24 protein-coding genes are annotated in these 23,620 nt (G+C 70.4%); 17 read left to right on the forward strand and 7 right to left on the reverse strand.

Annotated features, from left to right (window positions below):
• The first annotated feature begins 11 nt into the window (after positions 1-11).
• The 5 genes from Q9R19_RS11225 to Q9R19_RS11245 are packed head-to-tail and all read left to right on the forward strand — an operon-like array spanning position 12 to position 5,407.
• Positions 12-641 carry a 4Fe-4S single cluster domain-containing protein gene (locus Q9R19_RS11225; RefSeq protein ID WP_311256471.1) on the forward strand — a complete coding sequence of 210 codons (630 nt, stop codon included), beginning with the start codon at positions 12-14 and terminating at the stop codon, positions 639-641.
• Positions 638-1,168: an FHA domain-containing protein gene (locus Q9R19_RS11230; protein WP_311256472.1), complete on the forward strand. Its 531-nt coding sequence runs from the start codon at positions 638-640 to the stop codon at positions 1,166-1,168. The genes Q9R19_RS11225 and Q9R19_RS11230 overlap by 4 nt, the downstream gene beginning before the upstream one ends.
• Positions 1,165-3,882, forward strand: coding sequence for a protein kinase domain-containing protein (locus Q9R19_RS11235; protein ID WP_311256473.1), 2,718 nt, complete (start codon positions 1,165-1,167; stop codon positions 3,880-3,882). The genes Q9R19_RS11230 and Q9R19_RS11235 overlap by 4 nt, the downstream gene beginning before the upstream one ends.
• Entirely contained in the window at positions 3,879-4,643 is a 765-nt protein-coding gene (locus Q9R19_RS11240; protein WP_311256474.1) for a protein phosphatase 2C domain-containing protein, read from the forward strand. Before Q9R19_RS11235 ends, Q9R19_RS11240 begins: the two co-directional genes overlap by 4 nt.
• On the forward strand, positions 4,640-5,407 hold the full coding sequence (locus tag Q9R19_RS11245; protein ID WP_311256475.1) for a hypothetical protein: 768 nt from the start codon (positions 4,640-4,642) through the stop codon (positions 5,405-5,407). Before Q9R19_RS11240 ends, Q9R19_RS11245 begins: the two co-directional genes overlap by 4 nt.
• A 24-nt stretch (positions 5,408-5,431) precedes the next feature.
• Here the strand turns inward: Q9R19_RS11245 and Q9R19_RS11250 are convergent, their stop codons facing one another.
• Entirely contained in the window at positions 5,432-6,352 is a 921-nt protein-coding gene (locus Q9R19_RS11250; RefSeq protein ID WP_311256476.1) for a DUF2690 domain-containing protein, read from the reverse strand.
• 207 nt (positions 6,353-6,559) lie between these two features.
• Between Q9R19_RS11250 and Q9R19_RS11255 the strand changes: the two genes are divergently transcribed.
• Positions 6,560-6,880 carry a hypothetical protein gene (locus Q9R19_RS11255; RefSeq protein WP_311256477.1) on the forward strand — a complete coding sequence of 107 codons (321 nt, stop codon included), beginning with the start codon at positions 6,560-6,562 and terminating at the stop codon, positions 6,878-6,880.
• A 198-nt stretch (positions 6,881-7,078) separates the two neighbouring features.
• Here the strand turns inward: Q9R19_RS11255 and Q9R19_RS11260 are convergent, their stop codons facing one another.
• From Q9R19_RS11260 to galT, 4 genes are read right to left on the reverse strand one after another with little or no spacing between them, the layout of a single operon-like run.
• Complete coding sequence (locus Q9R19_RS11260) at positions 7,079-7,606, reverse strand: GNAT family N-acetyltransferase (protein ID WP_311256478.1); 528 nt, start codon at positions 7,604-7,606, stop codon at positions 7,079-7,081.
• A 4-nt stretch (positions 7,607-7,610) separates the two neighbouring features.
• Positions 7,611-8,588, reverse strand: a complete 978-nt coding sequence (gene galE / locus Q9R19_RS11265; RefSeq protein WP_311256479.1) for a UDP-glucose 4-epimerase GalE — start codon at positions 8,586-8,588, stop codon at positions 7,611-7,613.
• A gap of 50 nt (positions 8,589-8,638) precedes the next feature.
• Entirely contained in the window at positions 8,639-9,844 is a 1,206-nt protein-coding gene (gene galK, locus Q9R19_RS11270) for a galactokinase (protein WP_311256480.1), read from the reverse strand.
• Complete coding sequence (gene galT, locus Q9R19_RS11275; RefSeq protein WP_311256481.1) at positions 9,841-11,055, reverse strand: galactose-1-phosphate uridylyltransferase; 1,215 nt, start codon at positions 11,053-11,055, stop codon at positions 9,841-9,843. The genes galK and galT overlap by 4 nt, the downstream gene beginning before the upstream one ends.
• Before the next feature lie 85 nt (positions 11,056-11,140).
• Between galT and Q9R19_RS11280 the strand changes: the two genes are divergently transcribed.
• From Q9R19_RS11280 to Q9R19_RS11315, 8 genes are all read left to right on the forward strand, one after another.
• Positions 11,141-12,136 (forward strand): LacI family DNA-binding transcriptional regulator, encoded by a 996-nt coding sequence (locus Q9R19_RS11280; RefSeq protein ID WP_311256482.1) that lies wholly within the window; start codon positions 11,141-11,143, stop codon positions 12,134-12,136.
• Between the two features lie 20 nt (positions 12,137-12,156).
• Positions 12,157-12,525: a DUF202 domain-containing protein gene (locus Q9R19_RS11285; protein ID WP_311256483.1), complete on the forward strand. Its 369-nt coding sequence runs from the start codon at positions 12,157-12,159 to the stop codon at positions 12,523-12,525.
• 22 nt (positions 12,526-12,547) lie between these two features.
• On the forward strand, positions 12,548-12,901 hold the full coding sequence (locus tag Q9R19_RS11290; RefSeq protein WP_311256484.1) for a DUF202 domain-containing protein: 354 nt from the start codon (positions 12,548-12,550) through the stop codon (positions 12,899-12,901).
• Between the two features lie 119 nt (positions 12,902-13,020).
• Positions 13,021-13,632 carry a PadR family transcriptional regulator gene (locus Q9R19_RS11295; protein ID WP_311256485.1) on the forward strand — a complete coding sequence of 204 codons (612 nt, stop codon included), beginning with the start codon at positions 13,021-13,023 and terminating at the stop codon, positions 13,630-13,632.
• The gene (locus tag Q9R19_RS11300; protein ID WP_311256486.1) at positions 13,629-14,453 is read left to right on the forward strand and encodes an ABC transporter permease; all 825 of its coding nucleotides are present in this window, start codon (positions 13,629-13,631) and stop codon (positions 14,451-14,453) included. Before Q9R19_RS11295 ends, Q9R19_RS11300 begins: the two co-directional genes overlap by 4 nt.
• Complete coding sequence (locus Q9R19_RS11305; RefSeq protein ID WP_311256487.1) at positions 14,450-15,256, forward strand: ABC transporter ATP-binding protein; 807 nt, start codon at positions 14,450-14,452, stop codon at positions 15,254-15,256. The genes Q9R19_RS11300 and Q9R19_RS11305 overlap by 4 nt, the downstream gene beginning before the upstream one ends.
• Entirely contained in the window at positions 15,253-16,251 is a 999-nt protein-coding gene (locus Q9R19_RS11310) for an aliphatic sulfonate ABC transporter substrate-binding protein (RefSeq protein WP_311256488.1), read from the forward strand. The genes Q9R19_RS11305 and Q9R19_RS11310 overlap by 4 nt, the downstream gene beginning before the upstream one ends.
• Before the next feature lie 7 nt (positions 16,252-16,258).
• The gene (locus tag Q9R19_RS11315; protein WP_311256489.1) at positions 16,259-17,725 is read left to right on the forward strand and encodes a sulfatase; all 1,467 of its coding nucleotides are present in this window, start codon (positions 16,259-16,261) and stop codon (positions 17,723-17,725) included.
• Positions 17,726-17,753: 28 nt separating this feature from the next.
• Here the strand turns inward: Q9R19_RS11315 and Q9R19_RS11320 are convergent, their stop codons facing one another.
• Positions 17,754-18,644, reverse strand: a complete 891-nt coding sequence (locus Q9R19_RS11320) for a formylglycine-generating enzyme family protein (RefSeq protein ID WP_311256543.1) — start codon at positions 18,642-18,644, stop codon at positions 17,754-17,756.
• A 293-nt stretch (positions 18,645-18,937) separates the two neighbouring features.
• On the opposite strand from Q9R19_RS11320, the gene Q9R19_RS11325 reads away from it, so the two are divergent.
• The 3 genes from Q9R19_RS11325 to Q9R19_RS11335 all read left to right on the forward strand — a co-directional run bounded on the left by Q9R19_RS11325 (position 18,938) and on the right by Q9R19_RS11335 (position 22,557).
• On the forward strand, positions 18,938-20,878 hold the full coding sequence (locus tag Q9R19_RS11325) for a DUF2264 domain-containing protein (protein WP_311256490.1): 1,941 nt from the start codon (positions 18,938-18,940) through the stop codon (positions 20,876-20,878).
• Positions 20,879-20,973: 95 nt separating this feature from the next.
• Positions 20,974-21,882: a carbohydrate ABC transporter permease gene (locus Q9R19_RS11330; protein ID WP_396653481.1), complete on the forward strand. Its 909-nt coding sequence runs from the start codon at positions 20,974-20,976 to the stop codon at positions 21,880-21,882.
• Positions 21,883-21,885: 3 nt separating this feature from the next.
• Positions 21,886-22,557 carry a DUF624 domain-containing protein gene (locus Q9R19_RS11335; protein ID WP_311256492.1) on the forward strand — a complete coding sequence of 224 codons (672 nt, stop codon included), beginning with the start codon at positions 21,886-21,888 and terminating at the stop codon, positions 22,555-22,557.
• Between the two features lie 20 nt (positions 22,558-22,577).
• Here Q9R19_RS11335 and Q9R19_RS11340 read toward each other — a convergent pair whose 3' ends face one another.
• The gene (locus Q9R19_RS11340; RefSeq protein ID WP_311256493.1) at positions 22,578-23,594 is read right to left on the reverse strand and encodes a hydroxyacid dehydrogenase; all 1,017 of its coding nucleotides are present in this window, start codon (positions 23,592-23,594) and stop codon (positions 22,578-22,580) included.
• Between the last annotated feature and the right edge of the window lie 26 nt (positions 23,595-23,620).

Consider the following 23,620-nt stretch of genomic DNA (forward strand, 5'->3'; position numbering starts at 1 on the left):
CGGTGGTGCGGGTGAGCAGGGTTGCGGCCCCCGTGACGGCGCTGGGGCCGGGTCGCAGGGTCGCGCTCTGGGTGCAGGGCTGCACGATCGGATGCGCGGGATGCGCGTCGGTGGACACCTGGGATCCGGACGGCGGCAGAGCAGTGGATCTCGATGAACTGCGCGCCCGGATCCTGGGCCATGCGGGGGCCACCGGCGCCGGCGGGTTCACCGTGACCGGGGGAGAGCCGTTCCAGCAGGCGCCGGCGCTCGTGTCGCTGATCGCAGGGCTTCGCGAGGAATGGCCTGGAGAGCGTCCGGACGTGCTCGTCTTCACGGGTTACGCAGCGGGGGCGGCGCGCCGCATCTCACCGGAGCTCTGGGACAGCGCCGACGTCCTGGTCGCCGGTCCCTACCGCGCGGACCGCCCGAGCGGGCATCCGCTGCTGGGCAGCGGGAACCAGGTACTGCATGTGCGGACGGAGGCGGGCGCGAAGAGCATAGAGCGGCACGGGATCGCCCCCGCCCACCTGCAGTTCGTCGAGCAGGACGGCGCCCTTCACGTGATCGGAATGCCCGAGCCGGGGGATCTCGATCGCCTTCGGGAACGGCTGCGGGAACGCGGGATCAGTTTCGACGCCGTGAGCTGGGAGGCGGGATGAGCGTGCACGAGTGCGGGGCGGAGATCGCTGCCGGAGCGCTGATCTGCTTCGGCTGCGGCCTGGAGATCGTCGCCGCTGCGACGGCGGTCACGGCAGCGCCATCGTCCACTTCTCCGACGCCGGCCGTGACAACAGCCGACTGCGCCGGCTGCGGTCGACCGCTGGCGAACGCCGCTGATGTCTGTGTGTTCTGCGGCGGCACGGCCGCAGTGACGGTTGTTGATGCCGGCGCGCGGGTGGTGCTTCCCGACGGCCGAGAGGTGGCCGTGGGCAGTGCGCTCGTGATCGGCCGCATGTCCGCCTCGGCCGTGGTCGCCTCGGCGCTGGACTTCGACGGCGTCTCGCGCCGGCACGCTCTGCTCTCCGATGAGGGCGACGGCCTGTTCGTCCGCGACCTCGGGTCCACCAATGGCACGTGGCTGGAGGATACGCCCGTCGAAGGCGAGCGGAGGGTGCCGCCGGGACGGACCACACTGCGCCTGGGTGCACGGATCGAGATCACCATCGTGAACGGAGCCGCGGGATGAACTCAGCGACGACGCCGGAGGGGATGCCCACGGTGCGCGAGGACACCGTGCGGGCGACGGTGCGCGAGAGCGACATCGCACGACTCACAGTGCGGGAGAACGGAGCAGCGGATCGCGCCACGATGCGCGAAGGGACTGCTGCGCCGAGGCCCCGGCAGTTTCGCCTGCCGCCCGCACTCGAAGCCGAGTATGAGCATGAGGCCGACCTCAGTAGCGGCTCGCAGGCCTCCGTGCTGCTCTGCCGGCGTCGGGCGACGAATGAGCAGGTCGCCATCAAGGTGTACTTCGCCACTGCCGGCACCGTCGATCCGTCGGCGATCGAGGCCCTTGCCGACGCGGACCCGCGCCACATCGCACCGAGCTCGTTCGGTTCAGCCGATGATCAGCAGTGGGAGATCATGGAGTACTTCCCGCTCCGCTCCCTGCAGGAGGTCATGCGGCAGCAGCGTGATCCCTTCCCCGCGGAGTTCGTGCATGCGTTCGTCGCTGACGCGGCCGCCGCCATCTCGTTCCTTCACGGTCAAGGAATCGTGCATCGCGATCTGAAACCGGCGAACATCCTCGTGCGAGCGCTGAATCCCGTCGACATCGTCCTGGGCGACTTCGGCATCTCGGCCCGCACCGACGGGAGCGCACTGCTCACCGTTCGGGGGACGTGGGGCTACGCGGCGCCTGAAGCCTCGTACGGCCGCGTCTCGCCCAAGGGGGATTGGTTCGCCCTCGGGCTGATCGCGTTCGAGTTGCTGACCGGCCGTCATCTTCTCGCGGATGCCGGGAGCGGCGTACTGCCCAACGATCTCGTGCTTCGTGATGCGATCGGGCGGGGGGTGTTCGATCTGTCCGGAGTCGGGGACCGGCACTGGCATCTGCTGTTCGAGGGTCTGCTGACGAGGGACGCGGAGCATCGATGGGGCGCGGCACAGGTCGGCGAGTGGCTCGACGGGGGCGAGCCGGCCGTGCACCGCAGTGCGGACGAGGCGACCCGACCGGTGACGGCGCTCGGTGTGCAGGCGTTCGCCTTCGGAGACCGCGCTTACGCCGACCCCGTCGAGCTGACCAAGGCGATGGCCGCGAACTGGCAGGAGGCCGGCAGGCGGTTGTCGGGGCGCGGACGCGGCGATCTGATCGATCTGCTCGCCTCGCTCGGATACGCCAGGACGGATGTGGACCGTCTGCTGTCCTCATCCCGGCCGGGCCTTCTCCTGCTCGCGATGCAACGGGAGTTCACCCCGGAGCGCGCGCCGACCTTCCGCGGCGTCGCTCTGGACTCCGCGACGATGAGTGCCGCCGCGCAGCGGGCATCCGGCGGCTCGATCGCCGATGGCGACTGGATCCGCGAGCTGCGTGAAGGTGGTGTGCTGAAGGCGCTCACGCTGTATCAGGGCGACGGCCAGTACGCCGTCGCGGAGGAGATCCTGCACGCATGGTGGGAGGAGCTCGACGCAGAAGCCGATTCGCTGCAGCGGCGCAGCACGGCATACACGGTACCCGCCGAGATGCGGGCGAGCTGGGAGGGACGGCTGCTGCTGGCGTCGTTGGATCCGTCGGCCGTCGGCAAGCTCGTCGAAAGCGCGGCGGAGGAGGTGGCCGAGGGCGGAACCCCCATCTGGACGTCGTCGTTGGCATCGCGTCTGCGCGAAGCGAGGAGCGTGCAGAGCGCGGTCCCTGCCGCGGTCGTGATCCGAACCTTCTTCCCGGTCATCAGGGGGATCGAGCGGGACCGCCTCAATGCCGAGCAGCAGGCGCAGCAGGAGCGCGATCGGATCGCACGCGAGGCCGATGAGGAGCGCGCACGCGAGGCGGCCGAGCAGCTGAAGGCCGCCCGCCGGGCGGACCGCAGGCGCCTCCGGTCGATCGCATGGCGTGGATTCGCCATCCGGATCTGGGCTGTCGTGGGATGTGCCCTGCTCGCTGGTGCCACATCGATGCTCAGCGGGAGCGGAGCGATCGACGACTGGGAGACGGGTCTGCGCGGTGCGATCGCGTGCGCGGGTCCCGTGCTCGCCCTCTCCCTTGTCATCGCGATCTGGGAATCGGAGAGAGGCCGGCCGACACCATTCGCTCGGAATGGCCTGCGATCCGCCTCTCTGGTCTGTGCGGCGGCGGCACTGGTTCCACACGTGCGCATCGGCGCGAGCAGCCTCGTGCCGGCGCACGTGTGGTGGATCCCGGTGCTCGTCCTCGCCGTCGGCTACGTCGCCGCCGTACTGCTCGACCGGTTGCAGACCCCGGTCTCGCGCGCGCTGACAGCCGAGGTGAAACGGGGCCGGTCTGCGGGCAGGTGGATGTGGGTGCCCACCGGTCTGGTGGCGGTGACGGCGCTCGGCCACGCCACCTCGGTCGTCATCGCGCAGTTCGGATGGAGCATCCCACTCGCGCTCAGCACGGCGCCGTTCGGCGGAGCGCTGGAGGCCTACGCGGTCTGGATGGAATCCTGGTTGCCCATCACGATCGGGGATGGCGCGATCGGGCTCTTCGCCGCGACCGCCGCAGCGTCTCTGGGCCTGGTCGCACCGGGGCTGTCGCGTGATCTCGAGCAGAGGATTCCGCGTTCCCGGCGGGCAGTGCTCGCGATATCCGCCGTGCTCTCGGGGTTGATCGTGATCACCTCGCCGTGGCAGGTGGCCTTCGCCGCCGTCTTCGCTGTGGTGACGGTCTGTGCCGGTCTCGTCATGCTCGTCGTCGTCGGCGTCATCGGTGCGATCGCAGGATGAGCAGGGACTGGCACATCGAAGCGGAGATCGCGGCCGCGACGCACATCGGGGTGGTGCGGGGCGAGAACCAGGATGTCGTGCTCGTCGACGGATGCGCCTCCGCCGGCCCGATCGCGAACTGGAGCCGATCCTCAGTGGATCTCTCGACCCCGCTTGCAGTGGCCGTGGTCGATGGCATGGGCGGACACCGCGGCGGTTCGATGGCCGCCTGGCTCGTGGCACGCGTGCTCGCGGACGGCTTGCCCAGGATCGCGGACGGCGCAGCGGCCAGGGCACTCGCGGGAACGGCCCACGCGACGGTCCGACGTGCCGGTGAGGGGCTCGGCACACCCGAGATGGGTGCGGCTGCTGCTGCCATGGTGCTCTCCGCTGACGGCTTCACCGCCATGAACGTCGGAGACTGCCGAGTGCATCGCGTGGTCGACGGCTACCTGGGGCAGCTCTCAGTCGACGACGCCGTGCCGGACCACCGCGTCCCAGGGCGCACCATGCTCACCTCGGCGCTCGGCGGAGGGGAGCAACCCCCGGTCGACGCGCACTGGTACGCGGAGTCCTGGGCGCCAGGGTTCCACCGGTTCCTGCTGGTCAGTGACGGCGTGCTCCCGGCCGGTGAGGCGCTGGCGGCGCGAGCGGGCGAGGACAGGATGCCCACCCAAGTCGCGGCGGGCGTCATCGATGACGCGCTCTCGGCGGGGCCGCCCGACAACGTGTCCGTCATCGTCATCGATGTGCAGGTCCGCCGGGTCGGAGAGCCGGAGTGAACGGAGTCGCCGAGGCGCTGGCCGGGGCTGTCCCCGCAGCCGTCGTGCTGATCGCGATGTGCGCGGTGGGTCTGCTTCTCATCGGCCGGATGCGTCCGCGCGGCCGCCATCCGCATCCATCCCGTTACCAGGCGCCGGATGACCTTCCCGGCTTCTTCGGAGGTTTCGTGACCGTCGTCGCGCTCGCCCAGGGGCTCGCGGTCTTCGGAATGGCGGATGCCGCACCCGGCCTGCTTCTGGGTGCGATGATCGCCTTCGGTCTCTCGCTCACCAAGCGCTTCGGTGCTCTGCTGGCCACGGTGGCCGGCGGCTTCGGCATCCTGTCTCTCGTGGTGCAGGTGTTCTTCACCGGGCATCGCACGGTGGAGCGTCTGCTGCTCATCGCCGGCGTCGCGTTCGTGATGCTCGTAGGCGCGTTCGCCGCTCGGCTCGTCGGCCGGGCGGCGAAGGCCGACCTGCTGCTCGTGTTCGCCGTCCTCGACGTGCTGCTGTTCATCATCGAGCCGCTCGGCGTGCCGCTGCTGGCGCAGTCGTTGCCCTACGTCCCGATCGCACTCGTGATCGCGACAGCGGCAGGATTCTTCGGCGCGATGGCACCGAACGCCGTCCTCGGCGTGTCCAGTCTGCTGATGGGCATCGCATCGATCGGGATCGCGGCCGGGGTCGGTGATCTCGCCGGCGTCCGCACCTGGAGCGGCGTGCTCGCTCTGCTGGGCTACTGCCTCACCTGGGTGCTGAGCGCGGGCCTGCGTCGGAAGCGCTGAGATAGTCCGGTCCGTCTGCTGCGCTCAGATGCACAGCGGCTCGCCCAGATCGACGTTCTCGCCATCTATGGTGACGGACCCGACCGTGCACAGCCGCGTTCCCTCTGTAGGGCGCACGACCAGCGTCGTGTAGGCGCCCTGCACATTGGGCTCCGTCGCCGTCTGCCGGTCGGGGCCGGTCGCCGCAGTCTCGGGATAGATCGATACCGTCACGGTGTTACCAGAGAGCTTCTCATCGAAGCGGGTCACGCGACCCCAGCCGGCATAGCACTTGTTCGACCAGATGATCTCGAGCTGATAGTGCTCCAGGCGCATCTGGGACGTGGCGACCTTGGCATCGTTCACGCAGGCGGTCAGCGCGGGGTCGGCGCCATTGCGCACATTGATCTGTGCGTGCTCGCTCGCCGGTGCGGCGAGGATCTCCTGTCGGGTCTGCTCTGCGGCATCCGCGCGGGCTTGGGCGATGGCGTCCGTGGTCACGAAATAGCTCGCCGCGGCGCTCACCGCCACACCGAGGACGAATGCCATGGCGATCAGGAGCACGTTGCGCGACCGCCGGCGCGGGACGCCGGTCGGGACGACGGAGGCGACGCGCGGCGCATCCGCCGGTTTAGCGGCCTCCGCTGCGCGACCACGCGCAAGGGCATCGCGCCGGGCAAGCCATTCCGCCGGGGCGCCGCCGCACGCGCGCACGATGCCGTCGACCGTGCGCGCAGAGGGCAGCCGCCGGCCGCTGAAGGCGTCTGAGAGGACCGTCTTCGAGATGCCGGTCGCATGCTGCAATCGGAAGAGCGTCGGGTTCGATGCGCTCAGACGCAGCGCGCGCAGGTCAGTGGCGAATGCGGCGGTCGAGTCTTCGGAGCGCGAGGAGGAAGCAGTCATTGCGGGTTCCTGCGGTTGGGTATCCGGGGCCGGGTCAGCCCCTGTGCTGTGCGGGTACTCCAATTTCTACCACTGTCTTCCGGAACTTTCGTCGTCTGACGCAGAGCGCGGTTCGGACCCGGGAGTTCCGGGAATTCCGAACGGAAAGACCGGCCCTCTGAGCAGGACGTCCGTCCGTCCGTCCGTCGCTAGCGTGTGAGCGACATTCGACGAAGGGACTCCGCCGTGGGTTTGAAGACATCCGATATCTCCCTCACCTCCTCCGCTTCGGTGGCTGACATCGGCCGCGCATTGCAGGAGGTGCTCCCTCGTGTGAAGGCGCAGTCCGTCGAGGAGATCACCGGCGGGATCGGTGCGCTCGCCGCATATGAGGAGCGGGCGGACATCCAGATCGTTGCCGAAGGGCAGACCTTCATGACCGGGCAATGGGCGGTGCAGATCTACGTCTCCGATGAGGGGGCCCAGCGTGCGATCACGCTCATCGCTCTGGGGGACAGCGGCTTCAGCAAGGCGATGAACGGAGCGAAGAACTCCGCGTGGCTGTCGACGAGCATCAAGAAACGCGACGAGATCGCCGCGTATCTCAGGTGAATCGGGCCGGAAAGGGCCGCAGCATCAAGCCGTCGACCCCGGCCCCGCGCTGCCGGCCGGATGGATAACGTCGGTGGGGACGCCCCGGGGGCGACCCTTTCCATCCGGCAGTTCTGAGCCGGATGGATAACGTCGGTGGGGATGCGGTGGGGCCAGCACTTTCCATCTGGCAGTCGCGCGCTGCGGTCCGGCCCGCCCTCAGACGAGGCGCTTCACGTGGCGCAGCTCCTGCAGCACCATGCCGGGACGCTCGTCGACCTTGCGGCCGCCGTCTGCGTGCCAGCCGTGCCGCTCGTAGAAGGCGGATGCCCGGGAGTTGCCCTCCAGCACCCACAGGTAGGCGCTCGCGTGCCCGGCATCCGCCAGCGCCCGCTCCACGGCGGTGAGCAGCAGATGACCGACGCCGGTGGACCAGGCATCCGGGTGCGCGTAGATGCCCCACAGCTCGCCGGAACCCGCGGCGACGCCCGCGGCATCCGCATCCCGTGCCGCACCGAAGCTCGCCCACCCCACGATCTGCTCGCCGTCCAGCACGACCAGTGTCTGCGAGCCGCGCGGCGTCGAGTCCAGGATGCGCGCCCAGCTCGCCGCGCGCTCGGGCACGGACAGCCCGTCGAGCACCCGCTGCGGCATCAGCCCGCGATAGGCCTGCTGCCACGAGCGCACGTGCACCTCGGCGATGCCGTCGGCGTCGCCGACCTCGGCCGGCCGCAGCAGCAGGCTCATCGGGTCAGCCGGCGCTGCGCCGGGCCTCCCAGCCCGAGCGCACCATCTCGTCGACCGTGTGGCGCATGGTCCAGTCCAGGTCGCGCGCGGCGAGGTCTCCGGCGGCGACGATGCGGTCGGGGTCGCCGGGGCGGCGCGCTGCGACCGTCGGCTCGAAGTCGATGCCCGTCACGCGCACCATGGCATCCATGATCTGCTTCACGCTCAGCCCGTCGCCCGAGCCGAGGTTGTACGCGGGCTCGATCGGCTGGCCGCTCGCCAGGCGCTGCGCGGCCACGACGTGCGCTGCGGCGATGTCGCCGACATGCACGTAGTCGCGCACGTTGGTCCCGTCGGGGGTGTCGTAGTCGTCGCCGAAGATCGCGGGGGTGCGGCCGGCCAGCAGTGCCTCGAACACGATCGGGAACAGGTTGTGCGGGCTGACGTCGTAGACGGTCGGGTCGGCGGAGCCGACCACGTTGAAGTAGCGCAGCGAGGTGTGCCGCAGGGGCGTGGCGGATGCCGCGGTCGCGACGCCCTGATCGCGCAGCAGCCACTCGCCGATGAGCTTGGACTCGCCGTACGGGCTCGCCGGGCGCTTTGCGGTGTCCTCCGTGACCAGCTCCACGTCAGGGGTGCCGAAGACGGCCGCGCTGGAGGAGAACACGATGTTGGTGACCCCCGCGGCATCCATCGCCTCGAGGATCACGCGCGTGCCCTCGACGTTCTGCGCGTAGGTGTGCAGCGGGCGCTGCACCGAGACGCCGGCGTACTTGAAGCCGGCGACGTGGATCACGCCCTCCACGTCGTGCTCGTGCAGCGCACGCTCGACCAGTTCCCGGTCCAGGATGCTGCCCTCGACCAGCGCCACATCCTCGGGCACGAACGACGCGCGGCCGCTGGAGAGATCGTCCAGCACGACAGGGGTGAGACCCGCCGCCGCCAGTGCGCGCACCACGTGCGCTCCGATGTAGCCGGCGCCGCCGGTGACAAGCCAGGACATGGAACTCCTTCCGGTGCGCTCGTGCGCAGTGTTCATTGTGTCAGGCGCTGTCACACATCGCGCCGCGGGCCGTCCGACGGCGAGACGGTGAACAGGTGCGGGGCGGTGAAGCCGGCAGCCGCGAAAGCCTGCTGCACGGCATCCGTCACGGCATCCACCGACGCGTGCGCGACCAGCGCGATCGCCGATCCGCCGAAGCCGCCGCCGGTCATGCGCGCGCCGATCGCGCCGTTCGCCAGCGCGGTCTCGACCGCCGCATCCAGCTCGGGCGTCGAGATCTCGAAGTCGTCGCGCATCGACGCGTGCGAGGCGACCAGCAGCTCGCCGATCGCCCGCGGACCCTGCTCGGTCACCGCGGCGACGGTGTCGAGCACGCGCTGGTTCTCGGTCACGATGTGCCGCACCCGGCGCAGCGTCACGTCGTCCATGATCTCGGCCGCGCGCGGCAGATCGGCGACGCTCGCGTCGCGCAGCGAGCGGATGCCGAGCAGCTGCGCCCCCCGCTCGCACGACTCCCGACGCTCGCGGTAACCGCCGGTGGAGTGCGCGTGCGTGACCTGCGTGTCGATCACGAGCACCTCGAGGCCCGCGTCGCGGAAGCCGGTCGGCACCGAGCGGGTCTCCAGGCTGCGGCAGTCGATGAAGGTGGCGGCATCCTCCTGGCCGAGCATCGACGCCATCTGATCCATGATCCCGGTCGGGGCGCCCACGGCCTCGTTCTCGGCCCTGCGGCCGACCTGAGCGAGCGTCACCGGGTCGAGCCCCAGCTCCCACAGGTCGTTCAGGGCGGATGCCACGGCTCCCTCGATCGCTGCGGACGACGACAGCCCTGCGCCGACCGGGACGTCGGAGGCGATCGCGATGTCGACGCCTCTGAACCGGGTCGCTGAGCCCGCCTCGCCCGCTGAGCCGGTCGAAGCGCCCAGCGCCCACGCGACGCCGAGCACGTACGCCGACCACTCCGGCACGTCGCGGTCGGCACCCTGATGCTCGACCGGGAACAGGTGCGCCAGGTCCTCCAGCGCGCACTCGACGGTCAGCCGAGCGAAGCTCGACGCCACCCGGATCCGATTGTCGGTGCGCAGCGCCACGGCGGCGTACGTGCGGTGCGGGATCGCGAAGGGCAGCACGAAGCCCTCGTTGTAATCGGTGTGCTCGCCGATCAGGTTCACGCGCCCCGGCGCCGACCAGATCCCGTCGGGCTCGCGCCCGAACGACGAGGCGAACAGTTCACGGGCTGCGGGTGCGGCGCTCATGCGGTCTCTCCCGTGGTTCTCGTCGCAGAGCCTCGGAGCTCGGGAACGCTCGCGATCGCGTCGCGCAGGCGGGCGGCGGCGTCCTCGGGGAGGATCTCGGCCGTCCAGGCCGACATCGCGGCCTCGGAGCCGGCCAGGAACTTCAGCTTGTCCGCGGCACGCCGCGGGCTGGTCAGCTCCAGCCGCATCCGCACGGTGTCGCGGCCGACGCGCACGGGCGCCTGATGCCACGCGGCGATGTAGGGCGTGGGCGTGGGGTACAGGGCGTCCACTCCGCGCAGCAGGCGCAGGTAGAGCGGAGCGAGCTCGTCGCGCTCGGCATCGGTCAGCGCGGCGAAGTCGGGCACGTGCCGGTGCGGCATCAGCTGCACCTCCAGCGGCCAGCGCGCCGCGAACGGCACGAACGCGGTCCAGTGCTCGCCCTGCAGCACGACCCGCTCCGAGTCGCGTTCCGACTCGAGCACACGCGTCATCAGATCGGGCGCGGTACGGTGAATGCTGTCCAGCAGCCGCTGCGTGCGCGGCGTGACGTACGGGTACGCGTAGAGCTGGCCGTGCGGATGCGGCAGCGTGACGCCGATGGCCTCGCCGCGGTTCTCGAACGGGAACACCTGCTCGATGCCGGGCAGCTCCGAGAGGGCGGCGGTGCGATCCGCCCACGCCTCGATCACCGTGCGCGCGCGGGTGACCGACTGGGTGCCGAACGAACCGGCGGTGTCGGGACTGAAGCAGACCACCTCGCAGCGGCCCACGCTGCTGCGAGTGCGTCCGATCCCGAGCTCTGCCAGGTCGTCGAGCCCGCGCGTGGGATCGCTCGCGGCGGGCGCACCGCCGACAGCCGTGTTCAGCGCAGGCCCGAACGACGGCGAGCGGTTCTCGAACACCGCCACGTCGTAGAGCGAGGGCACCTCGGAGGGGTTCGTCGGGGTCTGCGGCGCGAGCGGGTCGGCGTCGGCGCTCGGCATCATCACGCGGTTCTGCCGCTTGGTGGCGAACGTGATCCAGTCGCCGGTGAGGATGTCCTGGCGCATGGTCGCGGTCTCGGGTCGCTCGTCCAACTGCCGGGCGTCGACGGCGCGCTCGGGCCCGAGCGCGCTGCCCGGATCGTCGTAGTAGAACAGTTCGCGCCCGTCGGCGAGCACGGTGGCGCGCTTGACGACGCCGGCGCCGAGCTCGGTGATCCGCAACTCCGGAGATTCTGGGATGTTCACGTCAACACGGTAGCGCGCCGGCCGTGGTAACGTCAACAATCCGGAGTTGTGACGGCCGGATCCGGCCGAACGAGAAGGGGAGCGGATGTCGCAGAGGCGCGTCTCCATGGCGATGGTCGCCGAGCGCGCGGGCGTGTCGGGCCAGACCGTCTCCCGCGTCGCCAACGACAGTCCGAAGGTCGATCCGGCCACCAGGGCCCGCGTGGAGCAGGCGATGGCCGAACTCGGCTACCGCCCCAACCGGGCCGCCCGCGCCCTGCGCACCGGCCGCTCGCAGACCCTCGGACTGGTGGCGCAGACGCTCGCCACCGTCGGCAACTCCCGCATGCTGCAGTCCGTGGCGGAGTCGGCGGCATCTCGCGGCTACGCGCTCACGGTCGTCACCCTGGGCGCCGAGGCGGCCATCGACCAGGCCTTCGACAGGCTGCGCGACCAGGGCGTGGACGGCGCCATCGTGCTGAACGAGGCCACCGCGCTCGCGCGCGACGCGGCATCCGCCGGACTCCGCCTGGTGGTGATCGACTCCCCGCCCGACGATCGGTTCACCGTGATCGGCACCGACCACGCCGCGGGGGCGCGCGCGGCCACCGTGCACCTGCTGGCCGCCGGCCACCGCACCGTGCACCACCTCGCCGGGCCGGTGGACTCGTTCGCGGCGGCGGAGCGGGAGCGCGGCTGGCGCGAGGCGCTGGCCGCGGCGGGCGTGGCGCCGGACGAGCCGGCGCGCGGTGACTGGGGATCGGAATCCGGGTACCGGGCTCTGGAGCGGATGCTGCGCACGGTCTCACCCACGGCGATCTTCGCCGCCAACGATCAGATGGCCCTCGGCGCGCTGCGAGCGCTGGCGGATTCGGGGCGCCGGGTGCCGGAGGACGTCGCGGTCGTCGGCTTCGACGACGTCGCCGACGCCGCGCAGTACCAGCCGCCGCTGACCACGCTGCAGCAGGACTTCGACGCGCTGGGCGAGCGGGCCGTGGCGGCGCTGATCGCGCGCATCGAGCAGGGCGGGGACTCCTCGGCGTCGCCGGCCGCCGGCGGCGTGCTGATCGAGCCGCGATTGGTGCGGCGGCGCAGCGCCTGATCCACGGTTAGGCTGGCCCGGTGACATCCTCGCGCGATCGCCGATTCCCCCGCTCGGTGTTCGGCCGCGGCGCGGAGCCGGATGTGCGGTTCTCGCTGGCGAACGAGCGCACCTTCCTGGCGTGGACGCGCACCGCGCTGGCCCTGATCGCCGGAGGTGTGGCGCTGGAGGCCCTGGCGCTGGACATGTACCCGCCGCTGCGCCTGGCGGCTTCGCTGGTGCTGATCGTCACCGGCATCGTGCTGCCGGTGATCGCCTGGTTCGAATGGGCGAGTGTCGAGCGGCGCATGCGCCAGGGGCATCCGCTGCCGCATCCGCCGACCGGGGTCGTGCTCGCGGTCGCCGTCGTCACGGCCGGCGTGCTCGTGCTGCTGGCCGTGCTGAGATGACGAGCGCCCGGGAGCGGGAGCGATGAGGCGCCCCGGGGACGCGTGGGGCGGGCCGTTCGACGCGGGGCTGCAGCTGGAGCGCACCTCGCTGTCGTGGCGACGCACGGCGCTGTCGCTCGCGGTCGGCTCGCTGCTGTCGCTGCGCGTGCTGCCGCTGTGGCTGGGCGGGCCGGTCTGGGTGGTGCCCGGCATGAGCGGCCTCGTCGCCGCGGCCGCCCTGTGGACCGTGTCCCGACGGCGTCACGATGCGTTCATGGCCGACGTCGCGCGCGGTGAGCACCCCCGCGCGAACGGCGCCGGCGCGCTGGCCGCGGTCGCTGCCGGCGTCGCGGTGACGGGCGCGCTGGGGCTCACCGCCGTTCTCGCGACCCTATAACCATCTGGTAACACCCACGCGGCATAGAGCGCGCAAACACCGGCTGTCTGCGCCCGCGCCTTGACATCCTTATTGCCATCTGGTTATAACTAACTGGTGATAGATCGCAAGGAGGCGAGATGAAGGCGGACTACCCGCTGCTGGGAGTACTGGCACGGCAGCCGATGAGCGGCTACGGCCTGGCGAAGTGGCTCGAGACCGACGGCCAGTTCCTCGGACGCAAGCCGAGCATGACCCCGATCTACCGGGCGCTGGCCGATCTGGCCGATCGCGGCTGGGTCCAGGCGACCACTGTCGCGAGCGAGACGGCGCCGGATGCCAAGGTGTACGCCCTCACCGCAGCAGGACGCATCGCTCTGCAGGACTGGGCGCGCAGCCCGTACACGCCGTCCCCGCGGCCGATGGATCCCGACTTCATCGTCCGGCTCAACTTCGCCGGTCAGCTCGGCCCGGATGTGGCACTGGCGCTGGTGCGCACCGAGCTCGATTACCGACTGCTGCAGCGTGCGGAAGAGGCGGGCCCGTATCGGCTGGGCATGGTGAGTCCGATCCCCGAGATCGATGTCCGCTGGCTGGAGCGCGTGACCTTCTTCACGCACAGCCGCGGCTGGCAGTCCACGTCGTGGTACATCGGATGGCTGGAGACGCTCGCCGCAGAGCTGAGCTCGATCATCGCCTCGGGGCAGTACTCGCTGCTCGACGCCGCACGTGTCGAGGGGAGCGCATCATGACCGGCACTGCCACCGCCGCAGAGAACGCCGGAACCCGCACGGCTGCCATCGCCGCGCCCCGGGTGCCCGCGGCGGTCAACGGATACACCTTGTTGGGGATCCTGTCGATCGTCGCGGGCATCCTCATCTGGTGGGGGCTTTCGATCGTCAACCCCGCCGGCTCCCTGCCGAGTCCCCTGGCGGTGCTCGTGCGCTTCGGCGAGCTCATCGCCGTCGGCACGCTGCTGCCCGATCTCGGCGCGAGCCTGTCGCGGGTGCTGATGGGCTTCGCGATCGGCACAGGCCTGGCCATCCCGCTCGGCTTCCTGATGGGCTGGTACCGCCCGGTGCGGGCCGTGCTCGAGCCGTGGACGCAGTTCTTCCGCATGATCCCGCCGCTGGCGATCATCCCGCTGGCCATCGTGCTGATGGGCATCGGCGAGGTGCCCAAGGTGTTCGTCATCACCCTCGCCGCGTTCCTCGTCTCGATCGTCGCCACCTTCCAGGGCGTGCTGAACGTGGACCGCACCCTCATCAACGCCGGGCGGGTGCTGGGCGCCAGCGACGTGACGATCTTCCGCCGCATCGTGGTACCGGCATCCCTGCCGTTCATCATGGTGGGCATGCGGCAGGGCCTGGGCGCCGCCTGGGCGACCCTGGTGGCAGCCGAGCTGATCGCCGCGCAGGCGGGCATCGGCTACCGGATGCAGCAGGCGCAGATCTACTACGACCTGCCCACGATCTTCGTCGGCCTGGTCTCGATCGGGGTGATCGGCCTGATCATGGACCGCATCCTGCTCTGGGCCGACAAGCACCTCACGAGCTGGCAGGAGCGCCGATGAGCATGCACGACGACCAGAAGCCGAAGATCCACTTCGACCACGTCCGCGCGGTCTTCGACCTGAAGGGTGAGCCGTTCGTCGCCCTCGACGACTTCGATCTCACGATCGGCGCGAACGAGTTCGTGACGGTGGTCGGCCCGAGCGGATGCGGAAAGTCGACCGCCATGAACGCGGCGGCCGGCCTGCTCGCCCCCACCTCCGGCGCCGTGCACGTCGACGGCGAGACGGTCACCGGGCCGGGCCCGGAGCGAGGCGTGATCTTCCAGCAGTACGCGCTGTTCCCCTGGCTGACCGTGCGCGAGAACATCGAGTTCGGACTCGAGCTGCAGCGCATGCGCAAGCCGGAGCGCCGTGAGATCAGCGACCGCATGATCGAGCTCGCGGGGCTCACCGGATTCGCGGATGCCCTGCCGAAGAACCTCTCCGGCGGCATGAAGCAGCGCTGCGCGATCGCCCGCGCCTACGCGGTGAACCCGTCGATCCTGCTCATGGACGAGCCGTTCGGCGCGCTGGACGCGCTGACCAGGGTGCGCATGCAGGAGCAGCTGCTCGACACCTGGGCGCAGGAGAAGCGCACCGTCATGTTCATCACCCACGACGTCGACGAGGCCGTCTACCTCGCCAACCGCGTGATCGTGATGGCCGCGCATCCCGGACGCATCCACCGCATCATCGACATCGACCTGCCCTACCCGAGGACCGAGGACGTGCGCCTCTCGACGCGGTTCGCCGAACTGCGCAACGAGGTGTGGAACGCGGTCTACCACCAGCAACCAGCAACAACGAAGGGATCGTCACAATGACCTCGATCACCCGACGGGCACTCGTCGGCGGCACGGTCGCCGCCGTCGCGCTCGCCGCGCTCACCGCCTGCTCCGGCCCCGCCACCGACACCAAGGTGGATGGCGAGAAGACCATCCACGTCACCGCCGGCTACACCAGTGACGGCAACGGCGCGCTGCTCCAGGCGGTCGCGCAGAAGCAGGGCATCTGGAAGAAGCACGGACTCGAAGTGGATGCCACGCCGTTCACGAACGGTCCGCTGCAGATCCAGGCGCTGGGCACCGGCGACCTCGACTTCGGCTACATCGGGCCCGGTGCGCTGTGGCTGCCGATGAGCGGCAAGGCCAAGATCGTCGCCGTGCAGGGCCTGGGCACCGCCGACCGCGTCATCGCGCAGGAGGGCATCGAGAAGATCGAGGACCTCAAGGGCAAGACGGTGGGCGTCCCCGAGGGCACCAGCGGCGACATGCTGCTGAACCTTGCGCTGGAGAAGGCCGGGATGTCGATCGACGACGTCGAGAAGGTCGCCATGGATCCGCCCACGGTGATCTCGGCGTTCACGTCGAAGCAGGTGGATGCCGCGGCCATCTGGTACCCCTTCGTGGATCAGATCCACAAGAACGTGCCCGGCATGGTCGAGGTCGTCAAGTCCGCCGACTTCCCCGACCTCGCCTTCCCCGCCACCCTGGTCGCCGGCACCGACATCACGGACGACGCCGAGATGCTGCAGCGCTACCAGGCCGCGGCGAAGGAGGCCTACACCTGGGCCGCCGCGCACAAGGACGAGCTGCCGGCGCTGCTGGCCGACTTCCTGAAGGCGCCGAAGGACAGCGTCGCCAGCGAGTTCGAGTACGTCGACCTGCTCGCCCCCGACGACCTGCTCGCCAAGTGGGACTCGGGCGATGCGAAGGCGTGGTTCACCAACCTCAACAAGCAGTTCATCCAGATGGACAAGGTCGCCGACGAGGTCGACCCCGCCGACTACATCCTCATCGAGCAGTACCGAAAGGCATAAGCCACGCATGACCAGGCCGAACATCGTTTTCATCCTGGTGGACGACCACGCCCCGCACGCCATCTCGGCGTACGGGAGCGTGGTCAACACCACCCCGCACATCGATCGCATCGCCGACGAGGGCGCGCTGCTGGAGGCGATGTTCTGCACCAACTCGATCTGCACGCCCTCGCGGGCGTCGATCCTGACCGGCACCTACAGTCACGTGAACGGCGTGCCGTCGATCTTCTCGGAGATGGACTACCGGGTGCCGACCTTCGTGGACGTGCTGCACGACGCGGGGTACGCGACGGCGCTGTTCGGCAAGTGGCATCTGGGCGAGTCGCAGCGTTCGCACCCGCGCGGCTTCGACGAGTGGCTCGTCTTCCCCGGTCAGGGGGAGTACGTGGATCCGGTGATGATCGGACCGGAGGGCGAGGTGACGGTGCCGGGGTACGCGACCGACATCGTCACCGACCTCTCGCTGGACTGGCTGGAGCGGCAGGACGCCGAGGAGCCGTTCGCGCTGTTCGTGCACCACAAGGCGCCGCACAGCCCCTGGGTGCCCGATCCGAAGCACGCGCACCTCTACCCGGCCGGCAGCATCCCCGAGCCGGTCACGCTGCACGACCAGCACGAGTCTCTGGGCGAGTGGGCGTCGCGCACCACGATGTCGATCGCCGACGACCTCACCGAGCATCACCTCAAGGAGCCCCTGCCGGCGGAGCTGGAGGGCGAGGACCGGCGCGAGCAGCGCGCCAGCTGGAAGTACCAGCGATACATGCGCGACTATCTGCAGTGCATCCACTCGATCGACGAGAACGTCGCCCGCATCCTGGACCGCCTGGACGAGACCGGCCGCGCGCAGGACACGATCGTCGTGTACGCCTCCGACCAGGGCTTCTTCCTGGGCGATCACGGCTGGTTCGACAAGCGGCTGATGTTCGAGCAGTCGCTGCAGATGCCGGTGCTGTTCCGGTACCCGTCCGCCATCCGGCCCGGCACGCGCGTGCCGCAGATGGTCACCAACGTCGACTTCGCCGCCACCCTGCTGGAGCTGTGCGGCTTCCTGCCCGACCAGGCGCTGCCGAGCTCGCAGGGCACCAGCTTCGCCGGGCTGCTGGGCGGTGAGCAGCCCGACGAGTGGGCCGAGTCGATGTACTACCGCTACTGGGAGCACGACGATCCGAACCACCACGTGCCTGCGCACTACGGAGTGCGCACGAAGACCCACAAGCTGATCTGCTACTACAACGACGGGCTGGGCGTGCCCGGTTCATCAGGGAACACGTACCCGGTCGAGTGGGAGCTGTTCGATCTGGTCGCCGATCCGGCCGAGCTGCGCAACGTGATCGACGACCCCGCCAACGCGCCGATCATCGCCGAGCTCAAGACGGAGCTGGCACGGCTGCAGGAACGCTACGGCGACCGCCCCTATGAGGGACCGGGCACGCCGCATCCGGAATGGGCCGACGGCTACCAGCAGTTCTCCTGAGCGGCACCGCGTCCGGCAGGCGCACCGCTCAGAGCGCGACGGTCCTGAACCCGGCGTTGCCCATCGACGAGTCGGGGGTGTTCTGCGAGCGCGCCGAGTTGCGGTAGCGGTTGCAGTACGAGATGTGGCACAGGTAGCTCCCGCCGCGCAGCACGCGCGCCTGCCCGCTCTCGGGGCCGGCCGGGTCTGCTGCGGGGGAGTGCCGGTAGTAGTGCGGCGAGAACCAGTCGGATGCCCATTCCCACACGTTCCCGACCATCTGCCACAGTCCGTAGCCGTTCGGCCGGAACGAGCGCACGGGTGCGGTGGTCAGCCAGCCGTCGTCGAGGGTGTTCCGGCGGGGGAAATCGCCCTGCCAGATGTTGGTGCGCCAGCCGCCGGCATCCACCTCCTCGTCGCCCCACGGGTACTTCCTCTGGTCCAGGCCCCCGCGGGCGGCGTACTCCCACTCGGCCTCGGTGGGCAGGCGGCGCCCGGCCCAGGTGCAGTACGCCTGGGCGTCGTTCCAGCTCACGTGCACGACCGGATGGTCGCCGAGACCGGTCAGGTCGGAGTGCGCTCCGCCCGGATGCCGCCAGTCGGCGCCGCGCACGCCGAGCCACCACGGGGTGCCGGGCGGTCGGCCGATCACGTCGTCGTCGTCGGCGGCCAGCGCGAGGTGGAACACGGCCGAGTAGCCGTATGCCTCGGCCTCGGTGCGATAGCCGGTCGCGTCGACGAAGCGGGCGAAGTCGTCGTTCGTCACGCTCGTCGCGTCGATCGAGAACGCTGCAAGCGTCACCGGATGCTGCGGCACCTCACCGTCGGCGGGGTTGCGATCGCCTGAGGCGTCGCCCATCACGAACGTGCCGGCCGGGATCAGCGCCTGCTCGATCGCGTGCAGGGATCCGCCGCCGGTCGCCGGTGCGCCGAATCGGATCGGCACCGTGCCGAACGCCGCGCGCGACGGTGTTCCGCATCCGCAGGAGCACTCCTCGGCCACGGCATCCGCCCTTCCCCGGCGTCCTCGCAGCGCCTCAGTAGAGTCTATCGCCGCGTCCGGGGACGCCAGTCCGGGAAGCGTTTACCGGCCCGTGAGGACAACGGTTCGATAAACGAACACAGACGATCACAGTAGAACGCAAACCTTCTTGAGACGATCACATTGCGTTGCTAATCTCCTGAAACAGTCACCCGTTTCGAGGGTGCCGATCACTGCTCAAAGGAGAACCCGTGACCTCGACATCGCGCCACGCGCCGCGCAGCCCGATGCGCGACGGATCGCGGGACGCACTGGTCGCGTTCGCGGACCGTCTGCTCTCCGGCGCGGCCGCCTGGGCGTCCCCGGGCTTCGCGCGGATCACCCCGCCAGGCGCGCCGGGAGGGTACGGCACCGCGGTCGACGGGCTGGAGGGCTTCGCCCGCACCTTCCTGCTCGCCGGCTTCCGCATCGCGGGCGCGCGCGGCGAGGGTGTCGATCAGCTCATTCACGACTACTCCCGCGGCATCGCCGCCGGCGTCGACCCCGATTCCGATGAGCGCTGGGTGCGGCTGGACGAGCATCCGCAGGCCAAGGTCGAGGCCGCCTCGATCGCGCTCATCCTCGACCTCACCCGGCCGTGGATCTGGGACCGTCTCGACGCCCGTACGCAGCAGCGCGTGATCGATTACCTGTCGCCCGCCGTCGGCGATGACACCTACCCGCCGAACAACTGGGTGTGGTTCCGCATCGTCGTGCAGACCTTCCTGCGCTCGGTCGGCGGCCCGTGGTCGGCATCCGACATCGCCTCCGACCTGGCCCGCCACGACTCCTTCGCCCGCGGGGCCGGCTGGTTCTCCGACGGCGACGACCGCAACTACGACCACTACGTCGGCTGGGCGCTGCACCTGTACCCCGTGCTCTGGTCGCGCATGCGCGGCGCGGACGAGATCGCGCCTGAGCGCTTCGCCGCCGACGTCGCGGCGCTGGACGACTATCTGACGGACGCCGTGCACCTGGTCGGCGGCGACGGCGCACCGCTCATCGAGGGACGCAGCCTGATCTACCGGTTCGCCGCCGCCGCGCCGTTCTGGGTCGGCGCCCTCGCCGGAGTGCCCTCGACGGAGCTCGGCACGCTGCGGCACGCCGCAATGGGCATCCTGTCGCACTTCGACGAGCACGGGGCACCCGACGAGCGGGATCTGCTGACCATGGGCTGGCACCGCGAATGGCGGCGCCTGGCGCAGGGCTACTCCGGCCCGTCCTCGCCCTACTGGGCGGCCAAGGGCCTGCTCGGCGTGGCGCTGCCCGCCGAGCATCCGGTGTGGGCCTCACCCGATCCCGCACCCGCCGTCGACGACCTGCGCGCCGTGCACGCCGCCGGCTGGATCGTCTCCGGCACGGCGTCCGACGGCATCGTGCGGGTCGTCAACCACGGCACCGACCACGCGCTTCCGGGCGACCAGGTCGGCGACTCGCCGCTGTACGCGCGGATGGGCTACTCCACGGCCGCCTCCCCGCTGCTGAACGGCGACGCCTGGGCCGAGCCGCTGGAGCAGTCCGTCGCGCTCGTCGACGACGCCGGCCGCGCCACGCACCGCGCCGGCCTGACCTTGCTCGACGTGCGCGCCGACGGCGGCACGGGCGTGGCGGGATCCGCCAGCCGCATGCACTGGATCGACCCCGCGCCGGTGCAGGTGCGTCACGGCGCAGGCATCACCGGCGAGGTGGATGTGGCCGGGCGGATCACCACCTGGTCGGTCGTCCGAGGCGCCTGGGAGGTGCGGATCGTCCGTCTTGACGAGCTGACGGATCCCGGCACCCGGGCGCACCTGCGCATCGGCGGCTGGGCACTGGCCGGGCCGATCGGCGAAGTCGACGCCACGGCATCCGCTGCGGCATCCGTCGTGAGATTCGGCGACCTGCACAGCGTCGTCGTGCCGCTGACCGCCGGGCTCACGCCCGGTATCGAGCGCAGGACGGATGCCAGCCCGCTGGGCCCCGACGCCGCCGTGCCGACCGTGACGGGCGACACCGAACCGGGAGCGCCGGTGGCCGTGGCGGTGCTGCTCGCCCGTGGTGCCGACCCGGCGGCATCCGCTCCCTCCCTCGAACTCGCCGGAGATGACGCCACCATCGCCTGGCCAGACGGCGTGCGCACCACCAGCACCCTCGGACGCATCTCCGAACCCTGACATCCACACGCGTCGGCGGCGTCGGTGGCGCTGTTCTTCATCTGCATCCTCGTGACAATCGGCCAGTTCCTCTGGAACAAGAAGCGGAGCGCATGATGACCGACACGCAGCTGATGGTCACCGGCGACGCCACCCTGCGCCGCCTCTCCGCACCCGAGCGACGCGTGGGCGAGTCCGGCGCGGGGCGCCGGCTGGGCCGCATCCTCGGCTACGGCGCGCTGGTGCTGTTCGCGATCGGCCTGCTCGCCCCCTTCGCGTGGATGCTGCTGAGCTCGGTGAAGTCCGCCAACGAGGTGTTCTCGGTGCCGGTGGTGTGGTGGCCCGACATCTTCGTCTGGCAGAACTACATCGACATCTGGGCCAAGGCGAACATGCTGACCTGGATCCGCAACACCCTGCTGCTGGCGGTGGTCGTCACCTTCCTGCAGGTGCTGACCGGCTCGTTCGCCGCGTACGGCTTCTCCCGCATCCGCTTCCCCGGGCGCGACGTGCTGTTCCTGGCCTACATCGGCACGATCGCGGTGCCCTGGCAGTCCTACATGATCCCGCAGTTCATCCTGCTGTCGAACCTGAAGGTGTCCAACACCCTGTGGGCGATCATCCTCATCCAGGCGTTCGGCGCGTTCGGCGTGTTCCTGATGAAGCAGTACTACGAGACCGTCCCCGAGGAGCTCAGCGAAGCAGCGCGGCTGGACGGGCTGAGCGAGTACGGCATCTGGCGCCGCATCATGGTGCCGCTGTCGGTGCCGGCCATCGCCAGCCTCACGCTGCTCACCTTCGTGAACACCTGGAACGACTACCTGGGCCCGCTCATCTACCTGCGCAATCCCGACCTGTGGACCATCCAGCTCGGGCTGAAGAGCTTCGTCTCCAACCTCTACGACACGAACTACGCGCTGCTGTTCGCGGGGCTGTGCATCTCGGTGGTGCCGATCGCGATCATCTTCATGGCGGGGCAGAAGTACTTCGTCGAGGGCATCGCCACCAGCGGGATGAAGGGCTGATCGGTGAAGCGCGTCTCGCACGACACCTGGGCCTCGATCCTGGGGGTGCTGCACCTGGGGCTGATGGTCAACCTGCTGGTGCTGGTGACGGCATCCCCGCTGGTGGTGCTGCTGATCACGACCGATCCGCTGCGCTCCTGGCCGCTGCTGGCGCTCGCCGCGGCGCTCGCCCTCCCCGCGCTCGCCGCAGCGTTCGGCACCTATCGTGCGCACGAGCAGGGCGAGAACCAGGTGGTGCGCGCCTTCCTGCGCGCGCTGCGCGCGACCTGGCGCAAGGCTCTCGCGCTGGGCGGGCTGGCGGCGGGAACGGCCGTCGTGCTGCTGGTCGACGTACGGATGCTGGCCGACACGGCCGCCTCGGTGCTGGTGGTGCCGGTGCTGCTGCTCCTGATCGCGCTGACCGCCTCCACGGCGCTGCTGGCGGCAGTCGCGCTCGCCGAGGCGCCGGCGGCCCGACTGCGGGACAACCTGCGCTCGAGCCTGTACCTGGGGGCGCGGCGCTGGTACGTGCAGCTGCTCTCGTTCGCGGTGCTCGGCGTGCAGGCGGCGGTGTTCACCACCATGCCCGCCGTGGCGATCGGCCTGACGGCCGCGCCCGCGCTGTACGTGGCGTGGGCCAACGCGCGCTTCGTGCTGCGCCCCGTGCTCGCCGTCGCCGACGCCCCTGCGGGGTAGCCGGTGACGGATGCTGTCGCTCAGGCGCTGCGCACCAGTGACACCGCGTCCATCGGGTGCAGCAGCGGAGCGCCGGAGGCGTACGCGGCCAGCTCGTCGAGCGCGGAGTCTGCCAGGCGCCGCGTCTCGGTGCCCAGCGACCCCGCCCGGTGCGGCGTGATGGTCACGTTCGGCAGGCGGAACAGCGGCGAGTCCGCCGGCAGCGGCTCGGGATCGGTGACGTCGAGCACGGCGTCGATGCGGCCCGTGCGGCACTCGTCGGCGAGGGCGTCGTGGTCGAGCAGCGAGCCGCGCGCGGTGTTGATCACCGTCGCCGCGTCGGGCAGCGCGGCGAGCTCGCGCACCGAGATCATGCGGTGCGTCGACGGCAGCGCGGGCGCGTGCAGCGAGAGCACGTTCGCCTGCGGAAGCATCCGCTCCAGCGGAACGAGCTCCGCGCCCAGCGCCGCCACCTCGCCCGGGTCGGCGAACGGGTCGGCCACGAGCACCCGCAGGCCGGCGAACGGGCGCAGCAGCTCGGCGACGCGGCGGCCGATGCGGGAGAACCCCACCAGGCCGACCGTGCGATCGAGGTTGCCGATGCTCAGCTCGAGCAGGTTGTCGTTCCAGTCGGCGGCGCCGATCCGGGGTGCGCGCACGTGCGGCAGCACGCGCTTGCCCGCCAGCAGGATCATCGCGAGGGTGAACTCGGCGACCGGCACGGCGTTGGCGTCCGCCGCCGTCGTGATGCGGATGCCGCGCTCCCAGAACTCCTCCGAGACGTGGTGGCGGATGCTGCCGGCCGCGTGGAGCACGGCGCGCAGCCGCGGCATCCGGTCCAGCAGCGCAGCATCGAAGCGAGGCGCTCCCCACGAGGTGATCAGCACCTCGACGTCGGCGAGCAGCTCGTCCAGGCCCGGCGCGGTGAGGTCGGGGAGGTGCATCGGCGTGCGCACGTCGGCCAGCTCGGCGAACCGCCGCCGCCGGCTGTCGTCGAACAGCAGCTCGAACGCCTCGGTCGACATCGCCGCGTGCGCGCGGGGCCGGGATGAGGGCATCTGTGTCTCCATCAGAGTCAGGGCCG

Origin of the sequence: Microbacterium sp. ARD32, assembly GCF_031844385.1 — a bacterium.
Classification (GTDB): Bacteria; Actinomycetota; Actinomycetes; order Actinomycetales; family Microbacteriaceae; genus Microbacterium.